We start from the raw sequence: 24,599 nt of genomic DNA, 5'->3' as shown, positions 1-24,599 counted from the left end.
GCTCGTAGCTTGAGGCTTGTAGCTGTTTTACTGCGATTTCCGGACCCGTAGGTACCATTCGGACAGCAGTCGTACCTGTTTGTCGGTGTAGCCGCGCTCGACCATTCGAGTAACGAAGTCGTTGTGTTTCTGTTGATCCTCTTTGCTCGCCTTGGCATTGAAGCTGATGACTGGCAGCAGGTCTTCGGTGTTCGAGAACATTTTCTTCTCGATGACCACCCGCAGTTTTTCGTAGCTGAGCCAGGTCGGGTTCTTGCCGTTGTTGTTGGCCCGGGCACGCAGTACGAAGTTGACGATTTCGTTGCGGAAATCCTTCGGATTGCTGATGCCGGCCGGTTTTTCGATTTTTTCCAGTTCTTCGTTCAACGCAACGCGGTTGAGGATCTCGCCGGTTTCCGGATCGCGGTATTCCTGATCCTGAATCCAGAAGTCCGCGTACAGCACGTAGCGGTCGAAGATGTTTTGACCGTATTCGCTGTAAGACTCCAGGTACGCGGTCTGGATCTCCTTGCCAATGAATTCGATATAACGCGGTGCCAGGTACTCCTTGAGATAGCGCAGATAACGCTCGCGGGTTTCGGCCTGGAATTGTTCCTGTTCGATCTGCTGTTCCAGCACATAGAGCAGGTGCACCGGGTTGGCGGCGATTTCATGCGGATCGAAGTTGAACACTTTGGACAGGATCTTGAACGCAAAGCGGGTCGACAGGCCGTTCATGCCCTCGTCGACGCCGGCCGAGTCGCGGTATTCCTGAATCGATTTGGCTTTCGGATCGGTGTCCTTGAGATTTTCCCCGTCGTAGACGCGCATCTTCGAATAGATGTTGGAGTTTTCCGGCTCCTTGAGGCGGGACAGCACAGTGAACTGCGCCAGCATCTTCAGGGTGTCGGGCGCGCAGTGGGCCTTGGCCAGGGAACTGTTGAACAGCAGCTTGTCGTAAATCTTCACTTCGTCGCTGACCCGCAGGCAGTACGGTACTTTGACGATGTAGATCCGGTCGATGAAGGCTTCGTTGTTCTTGTTGTTGCGGAAGGTGTGCCACTCCGATTCGTTGGAGTGGGCGAGCAGAATCCCGGTGAACGGAATGGCGCCAAGACCTTCGGTACTGTTGTAGTTGCCTTCCTGAGTGGCGGTCAGCAACGGGTGCAGCACCTTGATCGGTGCCTTGAACATTTCGACGAATTCCATCAGGCCCTGGTTGGCCCGGCACAGTGCACCGGAGTAGCTGTAGGCGTCGGCGTCGTTCTGTGGGTATTCCTCGAGTTTGCGGATGTCGACCTTGCCGACCAGAGCGGAAATGTCCTGGTTGTTCTCGTCGCCCGGTTCGGTCTTGGCCACGGCGATCTGGTTGAGGATCGACGGGTACAGCTTGACCACGCGGAACTGGCTGATATCGCCGCCAAATTCGGCCAGGCGCTTGGTCGCCCAAGGCGACATGATGGTGTTCAGGTAGCGCCGTGGGATGCCGAAGTCTTCCTCGAGGATCGCGCCATCTTCGGTGGCGTTGAACAGACCCAGGGGTGATTCGAATACCGGCGAGCCCTTGATCGCGTAGAAGGGCACTTTTTCCATCAGCTGTTTCAGCTTCTCGGCCAGCGACGATTTACCGCCACCGACGGGGCCGAGCAGATAGAGGATCTGTTTCTTCTCTTCCAGACCTTGGGCGGCATGGCGGAAATACGAGACGATCTGGTCGATGCATTCTTCCATCCCGTGGAAGTCTTCAAAGGCCGGATAGCGACGAATCACCTTGTTGGAGAAGATCCGCGACAGCCGTGAGTTGGTCAACGTGTCGAGCAGCTCGGGTTCGCCAATTGCCATCAATAGACGCTCGGCGGCGGAAACGTAAGCGCTGCGGTCCTTTTTGCACAGCTCCAGGTACTCCTGCAGCGAGAGTTCTTCCTGGCGTGTGGACTCGAAGCGTTGTTGGAAGTGGCTAAAGATACTCATGACGTCACCTCGCTCGATACGTGGAGCCGACGCCGGATCACTCAGTCGATGCTGGCAAGCAGCCGCGGTGGCCGCTTGTTTACCCCCCAGAACACTTTCGCGGTCGACAACCTTGAAAGTCACTCCCGATGACCCGTGCGCCGGTGTACCGGCTCTCCCCTGTTTTGGATGGCCTGGGCTTAAGGATAGTTGGGAATTCGGGAGGTAAAGGCGAGATACGCAATTAGTTGTCGCAGACCGTTCGTCTGCCGCGCGCAGGCCCACGGCAGCCGGGGCCTGCACGTGACAAAAAAATTATTCGGCGGTGCCTTGCGCGGTTTCCGCAGGATAAGTCGTACGCCACAACTCGAAGCCGCCATCCATGCTGTAGACGTCGGAGAAGCCCTGACTGATCAGGTAGGCGGCCGCGTTCTGACTGGAATTGCCGTGATAGCAGACCACCACCAGTGGTGCGTCGAGATCGGCGTTGCGGATGAATTCCGAGATCGAATGGTTATCCAGATGGGTCGAGCCGGCGATGTGCAGCGCGGCGTAGGTTTGCGGGTCGCGGATATCGACCACCACCGCACCTTGCTCACGCAGGGCCTGGGCCTGTTCCGGGGGGATTCGTTTGAATTCGCTCATGGCGGGTTCCTGTAGCTCGGCAGAATGCGCAGTCTAGCGCGGGGCGTTGACTGGCGACGTTTCGGGGATAAGTGGTGCGACGGTTGGCGCAAGGTCACCGTGTTCATCGCATTTGCACGACACGCGTTCGCCACTGTCGACGTTCATCAGTGTCAGGCTGCCGCCCCAGACACACCCGGTGTCCAGTGCCGAGATGCCCGGTTCGTGGACATCGCCTTCGAGTGCAGCCCAGTGGCCGAAGATGATCCGTAAACCACGGGTCTTGCGCTCTTTGTGCTGGAACCACGGCTTGTAGCCTGGCGGTGCGGTGTCGAGGCCTTCCTTGCTCTTGAGATCGAGTTTGCCCTCGGCGGTGCAGAAGCGCATGCGGGTGAAATAGTTGGTGATGACGCGCAGGCGGGTGACGCCTTTGAGGTCGTTGTCCCATTTGGCGGGTTCATTGCCGTACATGCCGTCAAGAAACGCCGGGAGCAGATTGTCATCGTGCAAAGCCGTTTCCACTTCGCCAGCGCACTTCAAGGCACGACGAAGCGACCATTGCGGCGGAATGCCGGCGTGAACCATGACGACATCGCGCTGCTCATCGTAGTGCATCAGCTTTTGCTGGCGCAGCCACTCAAGCAGTACAGGGCCGTCGGGTGCTTCGAGGATCTCGCGCAGGGTGTCGGACTTTTTCAAGCGCTCGACGTGCCTGCTGACAGCCAGCAGGTGCAGGTCATGATTGCCGAGCACACAGACCAGCGACTCGCGCATGCCATAGAGAAAACGCAGGGTTTCCAGCGATTGTGGCCCACGGTTGACCAGATCGCCGACCAGCCAGAGTCGATCGCGCGCCGGGTCGAACGCCACTTGCCTGAGCAGGCACTTGAGCGGTTCGAGACAGCCTTGCAGATCACCTACGGCATACGTCGTCATCAGTGCAGGGCTCCGGGGACGGCGAGGCGGAAGGGCTTGATGATTGCGTCGAAATGTTTGCCATCGGTGGCGACCATTTCGTAGGTGCCCTGCATGGTGCCGACCTTGGTGGTCATGACCGTGCCGCTGCTGTAAGTGTGGCTTTTGCCAGCGTCGATCAGCGGTTGCTGGCCGACGACGCCTGCGCCACGAACCTCTTCGACATGTCCGTCGCCATCGGTGATCACCCAGTGTCGCGACATCAGGCGAGCGGGCTTCTCTCCATTGTTCTGCACGGTGATGGTGTAGGCGAAGGCGAAGCGGTCGTGCTCGGGTTGCGATTGGTCTGCCAGATAGTGGGTGACGACACTGACATCGACCTGGTAACGAGGATCGGACATGCAAAAGGGCCTTAAGCAAAGCGGAACGCGAGGCGTAGCTGATGGGGAATCAGTCTAGGCAAGTATCGGGCAGTAAACCAGAGTGGCGTCCTGCCCGATAGCGTTCATCGCCAGTCAGTCGGCGGCGGGAGCGGGGGCTTGCTCGCTGAGCTTGTCGGCCAGGCGCACGAACGCGGCCAGGTCCAGTTGCTCGGGACGCAGGCTGCCATCGACACCGGCGGCTTCGATCTCGGCGGCGGTCATCAATTGCTTGAGGGTGTTGCGCAGGGTCTTGCGACGCTGGTTGAAGGCTTCCCGAACGACGCGCTCGAGCAGGCGATGATCCTTGGCCGGATGCGGCAGTACTGCGTGCGGCACCAGGCGGACGATGGCCGAGTCGACCTTCGGCGGCGGGTTGAACGCACCCGGGCCAACGTTGAACAGGTGCTCTACGCGGCAGTGGTACTGAACCATGATCGACAGGCGACCCCAGTCACCGCCACCCGGGCCGGCCGCCAGACGCTCGACCACTTCCTTTTGCAGCATGAAGTGCATGTCGCGAATGATGCCGGCGTTGTTCAGCAGGTGAAAAATCAGCGGCGTGGAGATGTTGTACGGCAGGTTGCCGACCACACGCAGGCTGTTCGGTGCCGCGTTGAGCGTGTTGAAGTCGAACTTCAGTGCGTCGCCCTGGTGCAGGTTGAAGTTGCTCTTGCCGGCGAACTGCTGGTTGAGGATCGGGATCAGGTCCTTGTCCAGCTCCACCACGTCGAGTTGCGCGCCGGAGCTCAGCAGGCCGGCGGTCAGTGCGCCCTGGCCCGGGCCGATCTCCAGCATGCGGTCGTCAGGCTTGGCGCTGATGGAGCGCAGGATGCGGTCGATGACGCCGGCATCGTGCAGGAAGTTCTGGCCAAAGCGTTTGCGCGCCTTGTGTTGGTATTGCTCGGTCATAAACGGGTCTCGGCCATCTGGTAGGCGGTTTCCAGGGCGACCTGCAGGCTGCCGGTGTCGATCTTGCCGCTGCCGGCCAGATCCAGGGCGGTGCCGTGATCGACCGAAGTACGAATGATCGGCAGGCCAAGGGTAATGTTGACCGCAGCGCCGAAGCCTTTGTACTTCAGCACGGGCAGCCCCTGGTCGTGGTACATCGCCAGCACTGCGTCGCAGTGCTCCAGATATTTGGGGGTAAACAGAGTGTCGGCAGGCAGCGGGCCACGAAGGTCCATGCCCTCGCCGCGCAGGCGCTCTAAGGTAGGTTCGATGATGTCGATTTCTTCATGGCCCAGGTGTCCGCCTTCACCGGCGTGCGGGTTGAGTCCGCAGACCAGGATGCGTGGCTGGGCAATGCCGAATTTATCTTGCAGGTCGGCGTGCAGAATCCGCGTGACCCGCTCCAGCCGCTCCGGGGTGATCGCATCGGCAATCTCGCGCAGGGGCAGGTGCGTGGTGACCAGCGCCACGCGCAGGCCGCGAGTGGCGAGCATCATTACCACTTGGGCGGTGTGGGTCAGGTCTGCGAGAAACTCGGTGTGCCCGGAGAACGGGATGCCGGATTCGTTGATCACACCCTTGTGTACCGGGGCGGTGATCATTGCGGCGAAATCGCCGTTCAGGCAGCCATTACCGGCGCGGGTCAGGGTTTCGAGGACGAATGCAGCGTTGGCCTTGTCCAGTTGCCCGGCAACCACGGGGGCGCTGAGCGGGGTGTCCCAGACGTAAAGGCTGCCTGCAGGTGCGGGTGCGTCCGGCCAATTGCCGGGCGCCACCTCCAACAAGTTGACGGCCAGCCCCAACTGCGCGGCCCGCTCAAGGAGCAGGTCGCGGCTGGTGATGGCAATCAAGGGGTGTGGCTGGGCGTGCGAGGCGAGCAGCAGGCACAGGTCGGGACCGATGCCGGCTGGTTCGCCGGGTGTCAGCGCGAAACGCTTGGGTTTCACTGCGCTGCCTGGTCTGCGCCAGGGAGTTTGATTTCTACGTAGGCTTCTTCACGAATCTGACGCAGCCAGTTTTGCAGCTCTTCATCGTATTTTTTGTTACGCAGAACAGTCATCGCCTGTTGCTCGCGAGCCTGCTCGGTGCTGTCGGTGGCGCGACGGCCAAGGACTTCCAGTACATGCCAGCCGTACTGGGTCTGGAATGGCTTGGACAGCTGACCTTGCGGGGTCTTGGCCATCACTTCGCGGAATTCCGGTACCAGCACGCTTGGGTCGATCCAGTTCAGGTCGCCGCCGTTGAGCGCCGAGCCCGGGTCTTCGGAGTAGTTCTTCGCCAGTTCAGCGAAGTCTTCACCGGCCAGGATGCGATCGTACAGCGATTGCACCAGTGCTTTGGTTTTGGCTTCGTCACGGATCGGGCTTGGCTTGACCAGGATGTGGCGCACGTGCACCTCATCGCGCATCTGCGCTTCGCCACCGCGTTTGGCCAGCAACTTGAGGATGATGAAACCACCCGGGGTGCGCGCAGGCTGGGTGATGTCGCCAACGGCCATGCTGCTCAGCTCGCGGTCGAACGGCGGTGGCAGTTGCGCGGCTTTGCGCCAGCCCATGTCGCCGCCTTCCAGGGCGTTGTCGCTGCCGGACTTGGCAACGGCCAGTTGACCGAAGTCAGCGCCTTGCTTGAGTTGCTGGTAAACGTCCATGGCCTGACGGTAAGCGCTCTGAATGGCTTCAGAGCTGGCGCTTTCCGGCGTTGGAATCAGGATGTTGGCCAGGTGCAGTTCTTCGGACAGTTGCATCTTGCCCAGGTCCGAGGCGAGGAAGTTCTTCACTTCCTGCTCGGAGACCTGAATGCGTTCTGCCACGCGGCGCTGACGCACACGGCTGATGATCATTTCGCGCTTGATCTGGTCACGGGCGTCGTCATAGTTCAGACCGTCGTGAGCCAGAGCGGCGCGGAATTGATCCACTGTCATGTTGTTGCGCTGGGCGATAGTGCCGACAGCCTGGTTCAGTTCTTCATCGGTAATGCGGATGCCGGAACGTTCGCCGATCTGCAGTTGCAGGTTTTCGACGATCAGGCGCTCGAGCACCTGTTGATCCAGCACGCCCGGAGGCGGCATGCCGCCACCACGCTTGGCGATGGTCTGCTGAACTTCGTGGACACGCTGGTCCAGTTGGCTCTGCATGACCACGTCGTTATCAACGATCGCGACCACTTTATCGATGGACTGTACTGCGGCGTTGGCCGCAGTACCCAGGAACAGCGCGCCCAGCAGCAGCGGGCGCAGACAATCAGAAAGCTTGGTCTTCACGTTCACGATAACCTTGAATGCCTTTGTCGAGGAAGCTCTCTACCTTGGCGCCAGTCAGGCCGCCGAGTCCCTTCAGAACAATTTGGAGGAAGACGCCGTGGTCGCCTTTTTCGTTTTGCGGGGCATCTTGACTGAACTCGTCATAAGACACCCAGTAACGGTTGATCAGGCGCAGTTTCCAGCAGCAGTTGTCGTACTCGAAACCACCGAACGCTTCCAGCGTACGGTTGCGGTTGTAGTCGTACTGCCAGCGGCTGATGGCGTTCCATTGCGGCACGATCGGCCAGATGACCGAGAAGTCGTGCTGCTGGATCTTGTAGTAGTCCTTGATGAAGCCCGGTTTGCCCGCTTCGCCGTAGTCACCGCCGATACTCCACTTGCCGGTGCTCTGGTCGTAACGAACCTGGTCATTGCGATAGCGGTAACCCGCGTTGATGACCTTGTTCGGGTTGTCTTCAGGCTGATAGTGGAACATCGCACTGCCGGAGCGTGGGCTGCGGCTGTCCGGATCCCAGTTGTAGTCGGCAGTGGTGCGCCAGTCGCGGTTCCAGCGATATTCGTATTCCAGCGCGTATGGCGACACATTGGATTGCGCGTCATCGCGGGTCTTTGGATCAATGCCTGGCAGTTGTACTTCACGATTCTTGAAGTAGTAAGCCTGGCCGACGCTGATGCGTTGACGTTCGAAGCCATTGTCTTCGATCCAGCGGCTGGTTACGCCCAGCGACAGTTTGTTCTCGTCGCCGACACGGTCGGAGCCCGAGAAGCGGTTGTCACGGAACAGCGAGGCGTAGTTGAAGGTGTATTCACTGGTGTCGAATACCGGAATGTCCTTCTGGTCTTCCTCAGGTACATAGAGGTAGAACAGACGAGGTTCCAGCGTCTGACGGTAGTTCTTGCCGAAGTACGAGGTGTTGCGGTCGAAGTACAGGCCGCTGTCGATGCTGGCGATCGGTACGCCGCGGTTCTGCGAGCTGCTGAACGACTCGCCGAGAGCGGAGGAGCCGTTGCGGTTTGTTACCAGATCATTTTTGCCCTGGCCATCAAGGTCAAGATCGTACTGAGTGTATTGATACTTGAGCGATGGCTTCAGGAAACCATAGGTCCAGTTCATTGGCAGGCTGACACCTGGCTTCAGGTTCAGGCGGGTGCCATTAGCTCGGGCCAACCCGGACACGTTTTTGTCCAGTCGATCCGACAGGTTGCCGTTTTCATCAGAGAACTGGCCTGTTTTCAGATCACGATCAAACCGCACAACCTCGGTCTCGTAATCGAAATTCAAACCTTCCGGGTGATACGGCAGCTGACCATTGAAGGTGATCTGCGGCAGACGACCATAAGGCGTGATGTTCGAAACGGTAGCGAGCTGGTACTGCTGAGCATTCAAGGTGGCGGTGTACGAGTCGCCACGGTAGGAAACCAGACCCTGCTGGTTCACGTAGTCGGCGCTCTTCACCCCGATCTGATCGGTGGTCAGGTCCTGGAAGTAGTACGGGTCGCTGATCTTGGTGTAGTCAACCTGGGTGTACACGCGGGAGTCGAGACCACCCTTGTGCTGCCAGTTGTACATGTAGCGATTCTTTTCGTAGTCGGTCTGCTTGCTGCGATCGGTATCTTCGTCGTTCAGATACGCAGCACCGAACTGACCTTCGCTGGACTTGGTCAGGTAGCGGAACTCGCCTTCGACCAGCATGCCGCGCTTGCTCATGTAGCGCGGGTACAACGTGGCATCGTAGTTCGGCGCCAGGTTGAAGTAGTACGGGGTGACCAGCGTGAAGCCGGTATCGCTGCCGGTGCCGATGGTCGGCGGCAGGAAACCCGACTGGCGACGGTCGTCGATCGGGAAGTAGATGTACGGCGTGTACAGGATCGGAATGTCCTTGACCCGCAGCGTCACGTTGGTCGCGGTGCCGAAGCCGGTGGCAGGGTTCAGGGTGATGTTGTTGCCCTTGAGCTGCCAGGCGTTGCTGTTCGGTTCGCACGTGGTGTACGTGCCGTCCTTCAAGCGGATGATCGCGTTTTCGGCACGCTTGGCGTACAGCGCGTTACCGCGAATGCGCGATTTGTGCATCACGTATTCGGCGTTGTCGACCTTGGCTTCACCGGTGTCGAGCTGCACATCGGCGTGGTCGCCGACGATCAGCGCGCCGTTGTCGCGGATGCGTACGTCGCCGTTGAGTTCGGCGCGGCTCTCGGCCTGATACAGGCTGGCCTCGTCGGACTCGACCTGCATGCTGCCCTGACGCAGAACCACGTCGCCGGCCAGCGTACCCACCTGATCTTCGGTGTTGTAGCGCGAGGCCTTGGCGCCGATAAAGGTCGGTGCGTCACTTTTATTCGTCTTGTCATTCATGCCAGGACGAATCGGTTCGATATAGGAACCAGAGCAGTAAGGACCGGTCTCGGCCAATTGGGCGGCGGTGAGCTTCTCGCGCGGAACCCAGTCGAGGTGACTGTAGTCTTCGCTACGGGATTTCAGGCCGCGGCCCTTGGCTTCGGTGACCAGCGCAGGTTTGGCGCCGGTGTCGGAAGTGGAACCGTTCTGGGCCGGGGCTTCGCCAGCGGCGCTGACGGCGCTGCCGTCATGTACCGGACGCGGCGGCAATGCAGCGGCCGGCGCCTTTGGCGCACACGCCCAGCCACCCGTTGCCGAGACGGCGCAGTCATACTGCTCGGCGGCAACAACGAATTGGCTGGCCAGAGGTTGCATAGCCAGCAGACTGCCGGTTACCAACAACGGAAATTTTTTACGAAACGCGGGGGATTTCAATGCCATCTTATTAGTCCGGGCTTCCTGCGTGCCATCTGCCCGCGGTGTGGGCCGCACGCCTCTCGATGGTCTGAAAAAGATGCTGGATAATAAAGCATGACCCGCTTGACGGCTAGCGCCGTCGGAGACCCTTGCAATGCCTGACCAAGATGTACGCTTGCAACACCTGAAAGTTTGGCTCGATGAGCAGTTGGCAATCCTGTTTGCAGATCAGGGCTGGGGCGCCGTGCCCCCGGCCACGTTGACCGCGGCCAGCAGCGACGCGAGTTTCCGGCGTTATTTTCGCTGGGAAGGCGAGGGCCGCAGCTTCGTCGTGATGGACGCGCCGCCCCCTCAGGAAAACTGCAAACCGTTCGTGGATATCGCGTTTTTGCTGGCGAAATCCGGAATTAACGTGCCGAAAATTTATGCCGAAGACCTCGAACGCGGATTTCTTTTGCTCAATGACCTGGGCAACAAGACCTATCTGGACGTGATCGACAGCGAAAATGCCGACGCTTTGTTCAGCGATGCCCTGCAGGCACTGTTGGCTTTTCAGCAATTGCCGATGGTGGCGCCGCTGCCGAGTTACGACGTCGCACTGCTGCGTCGCGAGCTGGAACTGTTCCCCGAGTGGTACGTGAAGCGCGAACTCGGTATCGAGTTCGACGCGGCACAGCAACAGCAATGGCAAGCCGTCAGCGAACTGCTGATCGACAGCGCCCTGGCCCAGCCGAAAGTGCTGGTACATCGCGACTACATGCCGCGCAACCTGATGCTCAGTGAGCCGAATCCAGGCGTGCTCGATTTCCAGGATGCGGTGTATGGCCCGGTGACCTACGACGTGACCTGTCTGTTCAAGGACGCGTTCCTCAGCTGGCCTGAAGAGCGTGTGCGTGGCTGGCTGGAAACTTATTGGCAGCAAGCCGCCGCGCTGAACATCCCGGTGCAGGCGGATTTCGAAGACTTCCTGCGTGCCAGTGACCTGATGGGCGTGCAGCGCCACTTGAAAGTCATCGGCATCTTTGCCCGCATTTGCCATCGCGATGGCAAACCGCGTTATCTGGCCGACGTGCCGCGTTTCTTTGCTTATATAGAAGCGGTGCTCGTGCGCCGTCCTGAACTGGCGGATCTGCAGGCGCTGCTCGCCAGTCTGCGTGGCGGAGTGACTGCATGAAGGCAATGATTCTGGCGGCAGGCAAGGGCGAGCGCATGCGCCCGCTGACCCTGACCACCCCCAAGCCGCTGGTGCGCGCTGGCGGCGTGCCATTGATCGAGTATCACCTGCGCGCGCTGGCCACAGCGGGTTTCAGCGAAATCGTGATCAACCATGCCTGGCTCGGCCAGCAGATCGAGGATTACCTGGGCGATGGTTCGCAGTTTGGCGTGAGCATTCAGTACTCGCCGGAAGGCGAGCCGCTGGAAACCGGCGGCGGGATTTTCCGGGCCTTGCCGTTGCTCGGTGACGATGCCTTTCTGGTGGTGAACGGTGACATCTGGACCGATTACGACTTCAGCGTGCAGCATCAACCGATCAACGGTCTGGCCCATCTGGTGCTGGCGGACAATCCGGCCCATCACCCGAGCGGCGATTTCACCTTGGCCAACGGTCAGGTGATCGATGGCCAGCCGGACGCGCCAACCCTGACCTACAGCGGCATCGCGGTCCTGCATCCGCAATTGTTCGATGGCTGCCCGGAAGGCGCGTTCAAGCTTGCGCCACTGCTGCGCAACGCGATGGCAGAAGGACAGGTCACGGGCGAGCGCCTGAAAGGTCACTGGGTCGATGTCGGTACGCACGAGCGTCTGGCCGAAGCTGAAGCATTGATAAAAGCGAGTCGTTGATATGTTGTGGCCAGGGACTCTGATTGGAGCCGGAGCGGGTTTTGCAATTGCCAGCATTCCGGGGGCCATGCTTGGGGCTTTGCTGGGGCAGGCGCTGGATCGGCGCCTGCACTTGCAGAGCTGGGGACATCTGCGGGAAAAACTTGGTGGGCGGCCGATGTTGCGCAACGACGAACTGTTGTTCGTGTTGCTCGGGCGTCTGGCCAAGAGTGATGGACGGGTGACGGACGGCCATATCCAGCAGGCGCGCAATGAAATGAACGCGCTGGAGATGAGCGAGCCGGCACGGCGTCGGGCGATTGCCGCGTTCAATCGCGGCAAATCCGGCGGCGACCACCTGCGCGGTTATCTGCGGCGCCTGAGTGCTCAGCCCCATGCGGCCGAAGGCGTGTTGCGTGCCTGCTGGCGCATGGTCTGGGCCGACGGCCGCGCCGGGGTCAGCGAGCGTGAACTGTTGGCGCAGTGGGGCAAGTGGCTGGGTTGGACAACGCACCAGATACAGGCGCTGGCCAGCGACTACGAGCCGAACAAGCGCCCGATTGTCAGTGCGGCGGTGAGCTATCAGGAAGCGATGCGCCTGCTCGGCGTGTCGGCGACCAGCGAGCCGGCGCAGATCAAACGAGCCTACCGGCGCCTGCTCAGTCGGCATCATCCGGACAAGATTGCCGGCAGCGGTGCGACGCCGGAACAGGTGCGCGAGGCGACCGATAAAACTCGCGAGCTGCACAACGCGTTTACCCTGATTCGGGCGCGGCGGGATTTTCGCTGATCGTTAGAATTGAGTTGTTGATGAGGGCCTCTTCGCGAGCAAGCCCGCTCCCACCCTGATCGTATTCCAACGGGTGGAACGCGATCAGGCTGGGAGCGGGCTTACTCGCGAATGGGGCGACCCGGTCTGTCAGTCGGTCTTCTGCGGATTCAACCAACCACGCACCCGACGAAACAGCTGTTCCTGCTCGGCCTTGTTGTCCGGCAACGCCTTGAGCGCCACCTGGCTGAAGGCTGAAGTCTTCAAGCGCTTGCTGGCCTGCATGCGTTCCAGCGCCGCGTTGCGATCCAGCGCCTTGTCCATGTAGAAAATGTCGGCAGTCGGCAGCTTCAATGTCGGTGTCAGCTCGGCCAATTGTGGTTTGGCCTTGGCCGGTGCCTGGGCGTCGACCATGACGAATTTTTCCACCTGGGCGGTCTGCCGCTCGCTGAGAAAACGCGCCGCCCAATAAGCGCCAGTGCCATGACCGAGCACCACGATGTGCCGGGCACTTTGCTGTTCGGCGTAGCCGATCGCGGCATCGATACGCGCAAAGATGCGGTCGGCGTCAGCCTTGGCTTGCTCTTCGCTGGTCTCGGCAACCACTTGGTCTGCGACCTCGGCTTCACCGCCAGCGGCCTGCTCGATCGGTTGGGCGGTGGTGGAATCCTTGCTGCCACTTTCCGCAGCTTTCGGCGCCGCCGGGGCTGCCATCACCCGCGGTGCGATGGCATCGCTTTGCAGGTCGGGCAGGGTGATACTCAGACTGCTCCACTCGACGTCGGGCAATTTATTTCGTAGCGGGCCGATGACTTGCGGCCAGTCAGCCGTTTCGCCGGCGCCTGGGACAATAATCACCGCGCCTTTTGGCTCGGCGGTATTGGCCGGTTTCCACAGCGCGAGGAAGGTGTCGGCGCCGGCCTGCAATTGCTGCTGTTCTTGTGCCGGGACTTTGCGTTCAAGTGCCGCGGCCTCTTCCTGACTACGCTCAAGCAGTGGCTGGCGTTCAGCCGGTTTTTCGGCGGCCGGTTGCTCGGCGGTGGAGGCGGGCGCCGGATCAGCGGCTTCGACGGAAAACGCACAAGGCAGGATCAGCGACAGGCACAATGCTGGCATTGCCAGGCGGTAGACAGAGGGCATCGGTTATTCCAGGCCAGAAAAGTATCCCGGCAGCCTAATGGGTTGGTCAGAATTTGTCAGTGTACGAGACTTCAATGATGCGTTTTTGCTGCCTGTGGGTTATCGGCTGGTTGTGTTTTCCCTTGATGGGCTGGGCAGCGTCTGCGCCGGCAGCGCATGCCGCGCCGTTGACGTTCAGTGAGCAGCAGTGGCTGGCGCAGCACCGTGAGTTGCGGGTAGGCCTGGTCCTGCAGGCGCCGTACGCGCAATACGATCGGCGTCTGCAGCGATTGTCCGGGGCCAACGTCGAATTGATGAAGACACTGGCCAAGACGTTGAACGTCGAGCTGAGCTGGCGCAATTTCCAGGATCTGGCGCAACTGGAAGACGCAGCCCGTGAAGGCGAAATCGACATCGCCCCGGGCCTGACCCAGACCCCGGGGGCGCTGCGGCTGTGGCTGTTTTCCGATCCGTACATGCGCGTACCGCAACTGGTGGTCAGCGACCAGAAGAGCGGCGGCGTGGTGGAGCTGGAGAAAGTCGACAGCCTGGCCCGCGTCGCCGTGCGCATGCCCAGCGCCACCGCCGATTATTTGCGCAGCAATTATCCGCACCTGAATCTGCAAGGCGTGCCGCTGGAGCGTCAGGCGCTGCAACTGCTGTTGAGTCAGCAGGCGTCCTACGCCGTGGTGGATGAGGCGCAACTCGGGCGCTTGTCCGCCGAACCTGAGTTCGCCGGGTTGGTGGTGGTCGGTGATATCGGGCTGCCGCAACTGTTGCGGGTGGCTACGCGACGCGACTGGCCGCAGCTGGCCGCAATTGTCGAAAGCGCGTTGCGGGCGATCCCGGCCAAGGATCTGGAGCGCCTGCACACGCAATGGCTTCAACCCAAGTATCCGCGTCTGTCGGAGTCGCCAGGGTTCTGGCAGAACCTCAGCCTGCTGTTCGCCGTGATGCTGCTCAGTTGTATCGCCATTGTCTGGTGGCAGCGGCGTCAGCAGCACAGCCTTGAACATCGGTTACTGGCAGCGCGAGAAGACATCGCCCTGCGCGCAGCCAGCGAAGAGGCCCTGCGCCTGACCCAGTTTTCCATCGACCAAAGCACCGTCGGCATTCTCTGGGTCAACTGGGACAGCCATGTGCGCTACGCCAACCGGGCGGCGGAAAGCATGCTCGGTTATCCACAGGGCGCGCTCATCGAACGGCCGCTGATCGACTTCGAGCCCGGTCTGCACATGGACCGCTGGCTCAACCTGTGGAAACGTGCGCGGGCCAGTGAAGAAGGGCCGTTGAGCTTTGAAACCAGTTGCGTGCGCGCCGATGGCAGCGTTCTGCCGGCGGACGTATCGCTGAGTTTTCTGCGGTTTCGCGACAGCGAGTACCTGGTGGTTTATCTCACTGACGTCACCGAGCGCCGCCGCGCGCTGGCCGCCTTGCAGGAGAGTGAAGCGCGCCTGCAGGGCATCGCCGCCAACGTGCCGGGGCTGGTGTTCCGCCTCGAGCGCGCACCGGTGACCGGGCAGATCGATTTCGCCTACATCAGTGAGGGCAGCGAAAGTCTGGTCGGTTACGCACCGGCCACCATCGCGCACCGTGACATGGGCCTGCGCAGTCTGGTGCATCCCGATGACAAGGCCAGTTATCACCAGACCCAGGATCAAGCGCTGGACACTGACAGCGACTGGTCGTGGCAGGGTCGCATCCTCACCCGGCAGGGCGAGCAACGCTGGGCCGAGATCAAGGCGATCACCCGGCAACTGGAGGACGGTGCCTATGTCTGGGACGGTATTGTCTGGGACATCAGCGAAAGCAAGCGCATCGAACTGGAACTGGCGGCGTCCCGCGAGCAACTGCGCGAGCTGTCGGCGCACCTTGAGAGCGTGCGTGAAGAAGAGAAGGCGCGCATTGCCCGGGAAGTGCACGATGAGCTGGGACAGATGCTCACGGTGCTGAAACTGGAAACCTCGATGTGCGAGCTGGCCTATGCGCAACTCGATCCGGGGCTGAATGAACGGTTGAACAGCATGAAACGCCTGATCGCCCAGTTGTTTCAGCTGGTGCGCGACGTGGCGACCGCGCTGCGGCCGCCGATTCTCGACGCCGGGATCGCCTCGGCGATTGAGTGGCAGGCGCGGCGGTTCGAGGCGCGCACGCAGATTCCGTGTCTGGTGCAGGTGCCGGACAACCTGCCGGCGCTCAGCGATGCCAAGGCGATCGGGCTGTTCCGGATTTTGCAGGAGGCGCTGACCAATGTGATGCGCCATGCCCAGGCGCATACTGTGGAGCTGACGCTGGCGCTGGAAGGCGACGAATTGTGTCTGACGGTCAGTGATGATGGCGTAGGCTTTGTCGCCGCCACCGGCCGCTCGACTTCCTTTGGTCTGGTGGGCATGCGCGAGCGCGTGCTGATCATGGGCGGGCGCTTGCTGCTTGAGAGTGAGCCGGGGGAGGGCACCAGTCTGGTGGTGTGGGTGCCGGTGACCGAGGTCTGATTTTTGTGGTGTTGATGCTGGCCTCTTCGCGAGCAGGCTCGCTCCCACATTGGAATGCATTTCCCTGTGGGAGCGAGCCTGCTTGCGAATGATCCTGACGCTGAAGAAGAACAATGGAGAAGAACGTGATCCGTGTACTGGTAGCCGAAGACCACACCATCGTCCGTGAAGGGATCAAGCAATTGATCGGCCTGGCCAAGGATCTGCAAGTAGTGGGCGAGGCGAGCAATGGCGAGCAGTTGCTTGAGACCCTGCGCAGTGTGCCGTGCGAAGTGGTGCTGTTGGACATCTCGATGCCTGGGGTCAACGGGCTGGAGGCGATCCCGCGGATCCGCGCGCTGAACAATCCGCCGGCGATTCTGGTGCTGTCGATGCACGATGAAGCGCAAATGGCCGCCCGCGCGCTGAAGGTGGGCGCGGCGGGGTATGCGACCAAGGACAGCGATCCGGCGCTGTTGCTGACGGCCATTCGCAAAGTCGCGGCCGGCGGGCGCTATATCGACCCGGAGCTGGCTGACCGGATGGTCTTCGAAGTCGGCCTGACCGACACGCGCCCGTTGCATTCGCTGCTGTCCGAACGTGAGTTCTCGGTGTTCGAGCGCTTGGCCCAGGGCGCCAACGTCAACGACATCGCTCAGCAACTGGCCCTGAGCAGCAAGACCATCAGCACCCACAAGGCGCGGCTGATGCAGAAGCTCAACATCACCTCGCTGGCCGAGCTGGTGAAGTACGCGATGGAACACAAACTCCTCTGAGCCACACCGCAATCTAAAACGGTGGGAGGGGGCTTGCTCCCGAATGCGGTGGGCCATCCAACTTATTTAGCGACTGACACACCGCATTCGGGAGAAAGCCCCCTCCCACATAAGATCTCCACCGTGCTCAGGATTGAGCTCATATCCATTAACGACATGTGCTTTTGCCTGTTCTTGCGGCTCGCCGCTTGTTGCTTGCCGCTGCGGTTGCCAAAACGCGCCATCCTTGTAGGGCAATCCCTACCCCCAACCTTCCATCCGGCTGAGGCGATTCTCTCCTGCGCCCCGATTTGCGTGGCTGGCGCCAGCCACTAGGCTTAATCCACAGCAGTTACCAATAACAAAGGTGTGGGTATGAGCCAGGTCGATTCAAACGCAGGGGCCAGTGACGTGCTGGTCAGCTTTCGTGGAGTGCAGAAGAGCTACGACGGCGAGAACCTGATCGTCAAAGACCTCAACCTGGACATTCGCAAAGGCGAGTTCCTGACCCTGCTCGGGCCGTCCGGCTCCGGCAAGACCACCAGTCTGATGATGCTCGCCGGGTTCGAAACGCCGACCGCCGGCGAAATCCTCCTGGCCGGCCGTTCGATTAACAACGTGCCGCCGCACAAGCGCGACATCGGCATGGTGTTCCAGAACTACGCGCTGTTCCCGCACATGACCGTCGCCGAAAACCTCGCCTTCCCGCTGACCGTGCGTGGCCTGAACAAGAGCGACGTCAGCGACAAGGTCAAGAAAGTCCTGAGCATGGTCCAGCTCGACGCCTTCGCTGCGCGTTATCCGGCGCAACTGTCCGGTGGTCAGCAGCAGCGGGTGGCGCTGGCCCGGGCGCTGGTGTTCGAACCGCAGCTGGTATTGATGGACGAACCGCTGGGTGCCCTCGATAAACAGTTGCGTGAACACATGCAGATGGAGATCAAGCACCTGCACCAACGCCTCGGCGTGACCGTGGTCTACGTGACCCACGACCAGGGCGAGGCCCTGACCATGTCCGACCGCGTGGCCGTGTTCCACCAGGGCGAGATCCAGCAGATTGCCCCGCCGCGCACCCTCTACGAAGAACCGAAAAACACCTTCGTCGCCAACTTCATCGGCGAGAACAACCGCCTCAATGGCCGCCTGCTCAGCCAGAGCGGTGAGCGCTGCGTGGTCGAGCTGGGCCGTGGCGAAAAGGTCGAGGCGCTGGCGGTCAACGTCGGCCAGACCGGCGAACCGGTGACCCTGTCGATTCGCCCGGAACGCGTCAGTCTCAATGGCTCGAGCGATCAATGCGTCAACCGCTTCTCAGGGAGGGTGGCGGAATTCATCTATCTGGGCGACCACGTCCGGGTGCGCCTGGAAGTCTGCGGCAAGACCGACTTCTTCGTGAAACAGCCGATTGCCGAGCTCGATCCAGCGCTCGCGGTCGGGGACGTGGTACCGCTTGGCTGGCAGGTCGAGCACGTACGTGCACTTGACCCGCTGTTAGAGGCGAACTGATCGCCCCCGCAATACCAACACCAACCCTGCACGTGGAGAGAACAATAAATGTTGAGATCCCTGAAGTTCACCGCCCTGACCCTGGGCCTGATGGGGGCGGCCAGCGCAATGGCTGCTGGCCCGGATTTGACTGTGGTGTCGTTTGGCGGGGCGAACAAGGCTGCGCAGGTCAAAGCCTTCTATGCACCGTGGGAAGCAGCGGGTAACGGCAAGATCGTCGCCGGCGAATACAACGGCGAAATGGCCAAGGTCAAAGCCATGGTCGACACCAAGAGCGTGTCGTGGGACCTGGTGGAAGTCGAATCGCCAGAATTGGCCCGTGGTTGCGATGAAGACATGTTCGAGCCGCTGGACCCGGCGCTGTTCGGCAAGTCTGAAGATTACGTCAAGGGTGCGATCCAGCCTTGCGGCGTGGGCTTCTTCGTCTGGTCGACCGTGCTGGCCTACAACGCCGACAAGCTGAAAACCGCGCCGACCAGTTGGGCCGATTTCTGGGACACCAAGAAATTCCCGGGCAAGCGTGGCCTGCGTAAAGGCGCCAAGTACACCCTGGAATTCGCGTTGATGGCCGACGGTGTGGCGCCGAAAGACGTCTACAAAGTGCTGGCTGGCAAAGATGGCCAGGACCGTGCGTTCAAGAAGCTCGATGAACTCAAGCCAAGCATCCAGTGGTGGGAAGCCGGCGCGCAACCGCCGCAGTACCTTGCTTCCGGTGACGTGGTCATGAGCTCGGCCTACAACGGTCGTATCGCTGCGGTGCAGAAAGAATCCAACCTGAAAGTGGTGTGGAACGGCGGGATCTACGACTTCGACGCGTGGGCCATCCCCAAAGGCCTGGACAAGGCGCGTGCTGAAGCGGCGAAGAAATTCATTGCTTACTCGGTCCAGCCGCAGCAGCAGAAGACCTACTCGGAAAACATCGCCTACGGCCCGGCCAACACTCAAGCAGTCCCGCTGCTGAGCAAGGACGTGCTGAAGGACATGCCGACTACCCCGGAAAACATCGCCAATCAGGTGCAGATCGACGTCAGCTTCTGGGCTGACAACGGCGAGCAACTGGAGCAGCGCTTCAATTCCTGGGCAGCAAAGTAAGCGCACGACCCTGTGGAAGCGGGCTTGCTCGCGAAAGCGTCAGCACATTCAACATTGATGTCCACTGACACGCCGCCTTCGCGAGCAAGCCCGCTCCCACATTTAAAAGTTCGAGGCGGTTCACTGCCTCTGTAACGATCAAAGATTTGCGGAGTACGTCATGGCCATCGCCGTTCCCCTGAACGAGGGCGCCAGCCCCACCTTGAAGCAGAAGCTCAAGCGCGCCGAACGGGTCAACCGCTGGAAGGCCCAGGCGTTGATTGCGCCGTTGGTGCTGTTTCTGTTGCTGGTGTTCCTGGTGCCGATCGTGGCGCTGCTCTACAAAAGCGTCGGTAACCCGGAAGTGGTCGGCGGCATGCCGCGAACCGTGGCGGCCATCGCCAGTTGGGACGGTCGCGGCCTGCCCGCTGAACCGGTGTACAAAGCGGCGGGCGAAGACCTTGCCGAAGCCCGCAAAAACCAGACGCTGGGCGACTTGTCCAAGCGCTTGAACATGGAGTTGGCCGGCTATCGCAGCCTGCTGACCAAAACTGCCCGGGCGCTGCCGTTCACCAGCGAACCGGCCTCCTATAAAGAAGCACTCGAAGGCCTCGACGAGCGCTGGGGCGATCCGGCCTACTGGCAAGCGGTCAAACGCAACACCAGCAGCATCACCCCGTATTACCTGCTGGCAGCGGTCGATCACCGCATCGACGACCTCGGCGAACTGGCCCCGGCCACGCCGGATCAGGCGATCTACCTCGACATCTTTGCGCGCACGTTCTGGATGGGCCTGATCATCACCGTGATCTGCCTGTTCCTCGCGTATCCACTGGCTTACCTGCTGGCGAACCTGCCGTCGCGCCAAAGCAACCTGCTGATGATTCTGGTGCTGCTGCCATTTTGGACCTCGATTCTGGTACGGGTCGCAGCATGGATCGTGCTGCTGCAATCGGGCGGGTTGATCAACAGCGCGCTGATGGCGATGGGCATCATCGACAAGCCGCTGGAGTTGGTGTTCAACCGCACCGGTGTGTACATCTCGATGGTGCACATCCTGCTGCCGTTCATGATCCTGCCGATCTACAGCGTGATGAAAGGCATCTCGCCCACCTACATGCGCGCCGCCATCTCGCTGGGCTGCCATCCATTCGCCAGTTTCTGGCGGGTGTACTTCCCGCAGACCTATGCCGGCGTCGGCGCCGGTTGCCTGTTGGTGTTCATCCTCGCCATCGGCTACTACATCACCCCGGCGCTGCTCGGCAGCCCGAACGATCAGATGGTCAGCTACTTCGTCGCGTTCTACACCAACACCAGCATCAACTGGGGCATGGCCACTGCGCTCGGCGGTTTGCTGCTGCTGGCGACTGTGGCGCTTTATCTGATCTACAGCTGGCTGGTGGGCGCCAGTCGCCTGCGCCTGAGCTAAGGGGAATTTGAAATGCTGAGTCCTTACATGTCGCCCATCGAACGGGTGTGGTTCTACAGCTTGCGGATTCTCTGCGGCCTGATCCTGCTGTTCCTGATTCTGCCGGTGCTGGTGATCGTGCCGCTTTCGTTCAACTCGGGCAGTTTTCTGGTGTATCCGCTGCAAGGCTTTTCCCTGCACTGGTATCAGGACTTCTTCGCCTCGGCCGAATGGATGCGCTCGCTGAAGAACAGCATCATCGTTGCCCCCGCCGCGACCGTACTGGCGATGGTTTTCGGCACATTGGCCGCGATCGGTCTGACCCGTGGCGACTTCCCCGGCAAGTCGCTGGTGATGGCGCTGGTGATTTCGCCGATGGTGGTGCCGGTGGTGATCATCGGTGTGGCGAGTTATCTGTTCTTCGCGCCGCTGGGGCTGGGCAACAGCTTCTTCTCGCTGATCGTGGTGCACGCGGTGCTGGGTGTGCCGTTCGTGATCATCACCGTGTCGGCGACGTTGCAGGGGTTCAACCACAACCTGGTGCGGGCGGCGGCCAGCCTCGGTGCTTCGCCGCTGACCACGTTCCGCCGGGTGACCTTGCCGCTGATTGCTCCGGGGGTGATTTCCGGGGCGCTGTTTGCCTTTGCGACATCGTTCGATGAGGTGGTCGTGACGCTGTTCCTCGCCGGCCCCGAGCAGGCGACCTTGCCACGGCAGATGTTCAGCGGGATCCGCGAGAACCTCAGCCCGACAATTGCAGCTGCCGCGACGTTACTCATCGCTTTCTCCGTCATCCTTCTACTGACTCTGGAATGGTTGCGCGGTCGTAGCGAGAAACTGCGCACAGCTCAGGTCTGAAGCCGTACTCGGTGAAAACTGTGGGAGGGGGCTTGCTCCCGAAGGCGGTGGAACAGTTGAAATAGATGTCGACTGACCCACCGCCTTCGGGAGCAAGCCCCCTCCCACAGGGGATTTTTGGTGTGTTCAGAGGTTTGGGTCATTCATGGAGTGAATGGCAGACAACCTCAAACCCTCAGCTACGCTTGTGCTCAGCTCCCACATTTATAAGAGGCTGCGCACGATGAGTCTGTCCCAGTTCAAAATCGCTCACAAACTGATCACCGGCGCTGCGGCTATCGAGCAACTGGCGGCGGAACTCACTCGCCTGGATATCGACAACCCGCTGATCGTTACCGACGCCGCGCTAGTCAAGTCCGGCACCGTGGAGCTGGCGCTGTGCCAATTGGGCGGGCGCGAGTACGAGATCTTCGACCGGGTGCTGCCCGACCCGGAAATCGCCATCGTCGAAGACTGCATGCGCGTGTACCGCGAAGGCGGGCATGACGGCTTGATCGGCCTCGGCGGCGGCAGTGCCATCGACATCGCCAAAAGTGTCGCGGCCTACGCCGGTTATCACGGCGCGCTGGAGGATCTGTTCGGCGTCGATCAGGTGCCACGCAAAGGCCCGCCGCTGATTGCCATCCCGACCACCGCCGGCACCGGTTCGGAAGTGACCAACGTGGCGATCCTTTCCGACAAGGTCGCGCAACTGAAAAAAGGCATCGTCAGCGACTATCTATTGCCGGACGTGGCGCTGGTCAGCCCGCAAATGACCCTGACTTGCCCGCGCAGCGTCACCGCCGCCAGTGGTGTGGATGCACTGGTGCATGCCATCGAATCCTATCTGTCGGTCAACGCCTCGCCCATCACCGACGCGCTGGCCCTCGGCGCGATCAAGCTGATCGCCAGGTCGCTGCCCAAGGCCTACGCCAACGGCGCGAACCTGCAGGCCCGGGAAGACATGGCCACCGCCAGCCTGATGGCCGGCATGGCGTTCGGCAACGCGGGGGTTGGCGCGGTGCATGCGCTGGCGTACCCGCTGGGCGGGCGTTTCAACATTGCCCATGGCGTGAGTAATGCGTTGCTGCTGCCGTATGTCATGACCTGGAACAAGATGGCCTGCGTCGAGCGCATGCAGGATATCGCCGAAGCCATGGGGGTGAAGACTGCGCATCTGAGTGCCATGGAGGCGGCGGACAAAGCCGTGCAGGCGATGAGCGAACTGTGTGCGGCGGTGGAGATTCCGGCCGGGCTGCGCAGTTTCGGTGTGCCGCAAGAGGCGATCCCGGCCATGGCCGTGGAGGCCGCGGGGATCGAGCGTTTGATGCGCAACAACCCGCGCAAGCTCAGCGCCGCAGACATCGAGAAAATCTACCGCGCGGCTTATTGAGCCGCGCTCGGTCAGTGCTCATGGCACAACCCAATCATCGCGGTTACGGTGCGCGCGTCAAAGCATGAGGCTACAATGCGCGCCATCGTGATTTAGCTCAGAAAAGGTGCGTCATGCAGCCCTTCGTAATTGCTCCGTCGATTCTCTCCGCCGACTTCGCCCGCCTCGGCGAAGAAGTGGACAACGTTCTGGCCGCCGGTGCCGACTTCGTCCACTTCGATGTCATGGACAACCACTACGTGCCGAACCTGACCATCGGTCCGATGGTTTGCGCCGCACTGCGCAAGTACGGGATCACCGCGCCGATCGACGCGCACCTGATGGTCAGCCCGGTGGATCGCATCGTTGGCGACTTCATCGAGGCCGGCGCCACCTACATCACCTTCCACCCGGAAGCCACGCTGCACGTCGATCGTTCGCTGCAACTGATCCGTGAAGGCGGCTGCAAATCCGGCCTGGTGTTCAACCCGGCGACCCCGCTGGACGTGCTCAAGTATGTGATCGACAAGGTCGACATGGTCTTGCTGATGAGCGTCAACCCAGGCTTCGGTGGGCAGAAGTTCATCCCCGGCACCCTCGACAAACTGCGCGAAGCGCGGGCGATCATCGATGCCTCGGGCCGCGACATCCGTCTGGAAATCGACGGTGGCGTCAACGTCAACAACATCCGTGAAATCGCGGCCGCTGGCGCTGACACCTTCGTCGCCGGCTCGGCGATCTTCAATGCGCCGAACTATCAGGAAGTCATCGACAAGATGCGTTCCGAACTGGCGCTGGCGCGCCCATGAGCGGTTTTGAGCAGCTGTTCCCGGGGCAACTGCCACGGTTGGTGATGTTCGATCTGGATGGCACGCTGATCGACTCGGTTCCCGACCTGGCGGCGGCGGTGGACACCATGCTGCTCTCCCTCGGCCGCAAGCCTGCCGGTATCGAGTCGGTGCGCGAGTGGGTCGGCAACGGCGCACCGGTGCTGGTGCGCCGGGCGCTGGCCGGCGGCATCGATCATTCGGCGGTGGATGACGTTGAAGCCGAGCACGCACTGGAAGTGTTCATGGAAGCCTACGGCGCGAGCCATGAGCTGACCGTGGTCTATCCCGGCGTGCGCGATACCCTCAAGTGGTTGCACAAACAGGGCGTGGCGATGGCGCTGATCACCAACAAGCCGGAGCGTTTTGTCGCGCCGCTGCTGGATCAGATGAAGATCGGACGCTACTTCAAGTGGATCATCGGCGGCGATACGCTGCCGCAGAAGAAGCCCGACCCGGCCGCGCTGTTCTTCGTGATGAAAATGGCCAACATCCCGGCCTCGCAATCGCTGTTCGTCGGTGACTCGCGCAGCGACGTGCTGGCGGCGAAAGCGGCGGGGGTCAAATGCGTGGCGCTGAGCTATGGCTACAACCACGGCCGACCAATTGCCGAGGAATCGCCGGCATTGGTGATCGACGACCTGCGCAAGCTAATTCCCGGTTGCCTCGGTACAGCCGCTGAGATAACGTTGGCCGACGCTTCTCAATCCCATTCTGGAAACGCCATCGTGGTGGTCACCCGCAAACTCTGGATGAAAGTCATCAAGGCCCTGGCCCGCTGGCGTTGGCGCGCCTGACT

Annotated in this window: 21 protein-coding genes; 12 read left to right on the top strand and 9 right to left on the bottom strand. The window is 61.0% G+C overall.

Annotation, left to right across the window (positions count from 1 at the left end):
- Positions 1–27: 27 nt before the first annotated feature.
- The 8 genes from AC0J41_RS23765 to AC0J41_RS23730 form a co-directional block, all read right to left on the bottom strand.
- Complete coding sequence (locus AC0J41_RS23765; RefSeq protein ID WP_473013739.1) at positions 28–1,950, bottom strand: PrkA family serine protein kinase; 1,923 nt, start codon at positions 1,948–1,950, stop codon at positions 28–30.
- A 294-nt stretch (positions 1,951–2,244) separates the two neighbouring features.
- Entirely contained in the window at positions 2,245–2,574 is a 330-nt protein-coding gene (glpE, locus tag AC0J41_RS23760) for a thiosulfate sulfurtransferase GlpE (protein WP_025108649.1), read from the bottom strand.
- 33 nt (positions 2,575–2,607) lie between these two features.
- Complete coding sequence (locus AC0J41_RS23755; protein WP_473013738.1) at positions 2,608–3,489, bottom strand: symmetrical bis(5'-nucleosyl)-tetraphosphatase; 882 nt, start codon at positions 3,487–3,489, stop codon at positions 2,608–2,610.
- Complete coding sequence (gene apaG, locus AC0J41_RS23750; RefSeq protein ID WP_025108651.1) at positions 3,489–3,869, bottom strand: Co2+/Mg2+ efflux protein ApaG; 381 nt, start codon at positions 3,867–3,869, stop codon at positions 3,489–3,491. Before apaG ends, AC0J41_RS23755 begins: the two co-directional genes overlap by 1 nt.
- 114 nt (positions 3,870–3,983) lie before the next feature.
- Positions 3,984–4,799, bottom strand: a complete 816-nt coding sequence (gene rsmA / locus AC0J41_RS23745; RefSeq protein ID WP_025108652.1) for a 16S rRNA (adenine(1518)-N(6)/adenine(1519)-N(6))-dimethyltransferase RsmA — start codon at positions 4,797–4,799, stop codon at positions 3,984–3,986.
- Positions 4,796–5,785 carry a 4-hydroxythreonine-4-phosphate dehydrogenase PdxA gene (pdxA, locus tag AC0J41_RS23740; RefSeq protein WP_473013737.1) on the bottom strand — a complete coding sequence of 330 codons (990 nt, stop codon included), beginning with the start codon at positions 5,783–5,785 and terminating at the stop codon, positions 4,796–4,798. The genes rsmA and pdxA overlap by 4 nt, the downstream gene beginning before the upstream one ends.
- Positions 5,782–7,104 (bottom strand): peptidylprolyl isomerase SurA, encoded by a 1,323-nt coding sequence (gene surA / locus AC0J41_RS23735; protein ID WP_029977375.1) that lies wholly within the window; start codon positions 7,102–7,104, stop codon positions 5,782–5,784. The genes pdxA and surA overlap by 4 nt, the downstream gene beginning before the upstream one ends.
- Positions 7,079–9,874, bottom strand: a complete 2,796-nt coding sequence (locus AC0J41_RS23730; RefSeq protein WP_025108655.1) for an LPS-assembly protein LptD — start codon at positions 9,872–9,874, stop codon at positions 7,079–7,081. The genes surA and AC0J41_RS23730 overlap by 26 nt, the downstream gene beginning before the upstream one ends.
- Before the next feature lie 130 nt (positions 9,875–10,004).
- Between AC0J41_RS23730 and AC0J41_RS23725 the strand changes: the two genes are divergently transcribed.
- Genes AC0J41_RS23725 through AC0J41_RS23715 form a run of 3 tightly spaced genes read left to right on the top strand, consistent with a single transcriptional unit; the run spans position 10,005 to position 12,461 of the window.
- Entirely contained in the window at positions 10,005–11,024 is a 1,020-nt protein-coding gene (locus AC0J41_RS23725; RefSeq protein ID WP_473013736.1) for an aminoglycoside phosphotransferase family protein, read from the top strand.
- Complete coding sequence (murU, locus tag AC0J41_RS23720; protein WP_473013735.1) at positions 11,021–11,692, top strand: N-acetylmuramate alpha-1-phosphate uridylyltransferase MurU; 672 nt, start codon at positions 11,021–11,023, stop codon at positions 11,690–11,692. The genes AC0J41_RS23725 and murU overlap by 4 nt, the downstream gene beginning before the upstream one ends.
- A 1-nt stretch (position 11,693) precedes the next feature.
- A complete protein-coding gene (locus AC0J41_RS23715; RefSeq protein ID WP_473013734.1) occupies positions 11,694–12,461 on the top strand; it encodes a TerB family tellurite resistance protein in 768 nt (255 codons plus the stop codon).
- A 129-nt stretch (positions 12,462–12,590) separates the two neighbouring features.
- Here the strand turns inward: AC0J41_RS23715 and AC0J41_RS23710 are convergent, their stop codons facing one another.
- Positions 12,591–13,580 (bottom strand): alpha/beta hydrolase family protein, encoded by a 990-nt coding sequence (locus tag AC0J41_RS23710; protein ID WP_473013733.1) that lies wholly within the window; start codon positions 13,578–13,580, stop codon positions 12,591–12,593.
- Positions 13,581–13,654: 74 nt separating this feature from the next.
- Here AC0J41_RS23710 and AC0J41_RS23705 point away from each other — a divergent pair, with 74 nt between their 5' ends.
- The 9 genes from AC0J41_RS23705 to AC0J41_RS23665 all read left to right on the top strand — a co-directional run bounded on the left by AC0J41_RS23705 (position 13,655) and on the right by AC0J41_RS23665 (position 24,597).
- Positions 13,655–16,051, top strand: coding sequence for a PAS domain-containing sensor histidine kinase (locus tag AC0J41_RS23705; RefSeq protein WP_025113552.1), 2,397 nt, complete (start codon positions 13,655–13,657; stop codon positions 16,049–16,051).
- Positions 16,052–16,176: 125 nt separating this feature from the next.
- Positions 16,177–16,806 carry a response regulator gene (locus AC0J41_RS23700; protein WP_003228820.1) on the top strand — a complete coding sequence of 210 codons (630 nt, stop codon included), beginning with the start codon at positions 16,177–16,179 and terminating at the stop codon, positions 16,804–16,806.
- Positions 16,807–17,160: 354 nt separating this feature from the next.
- On the top strand, positions 17,161–18,285 hold the full coding sequence (locus tag AC0J41_RS23695; protein ID WP_473013732.1) for an ABC transporter ATP-binding protein: 1,125 nt from the start codon (positions 17,161–17,163) through the stop codon (positions 18,283–18,285).
- A 48-nt stretch (positions 18,286–18,333) separates the two neighbouring features.
- Entirely contained in the window at positions 18,334–19,377 is a 1,044-nt protein-coding gene (locus AC0J41_RS23690) for an ABC transporter substrate-binding protein (protein WP_025113554.1), read from the top strand.
- 160 nt (positions 19,378–19,537) lie between these two features.
- Entirely contained in the window at positions 19,538–20,785 is a 1,248-nt protein-coding gene (locus AC0J41_RS23685) for an ABC transporter permease (RefSeq protein WP_473013731.1), read from the top strand.
- Between the two features lie 12 nt (positions 20,786–20,797).
- Positions 20,798–21,622 carry an ABC transporter permease gene (locus AC0J41_RS23680; protein ID WP_007966446.1) on the top strand — a complete coding sequence of 275 codons (825 nt, stop codon included), beginning with the start codon at positions 20,798–20,800 and terminating at the stop codon, positions 21,620–21,622.
- A gap of 223 nt (positions 21,623–21,845) precedes the next feature.
- Positions 21,846–22,994, top strand: coding sequence for an iron-containing alcohol dehydrogenase (locus tag AC0J41_RS23675; protein WP_025113556.1), 1,149 nt, complete (start codon positions 21,846–21,848; stop codon positions 22,992–22,994).
- A 113-nt stretch (positions 22,995–23,107) separates the two neighbouring features.
- The gene (gene rpe / locus AC0J41_RS23670; RefSeq protein ID WP_003228808.1) at positions 23,108–23,782 is read left to right on the top strand and encodes a ribulose-phosphate 3-epimerase; all 675 of its coding nucleotides are present in this window, start codon (positions 23,108–23,110) and stop codon (positions 23,780–23,782) included.
- Positions 23,779–24,597, top strand: coding sequence for a phosphoglycolate phosphatase (locus AC0J41_RS23665; protein ID WP_102356217.1), 819 nt, complete (start codon positions 23,779–23,781; stop codon positions 24,595–24,597). Before rpe ends, AC0J41_RS23665 begins: the two co-directional genes overlap by 4 nt.
- Positions 24,598–24,599 lie beyond the last annotated feature (2 nt).

This window comes from Pseudomonas sp. Arb-4-2C (assembly GCF_055755015.1).
This window is presented reverse-complemented; position numbering and strand designations above follow the sequence as displayed.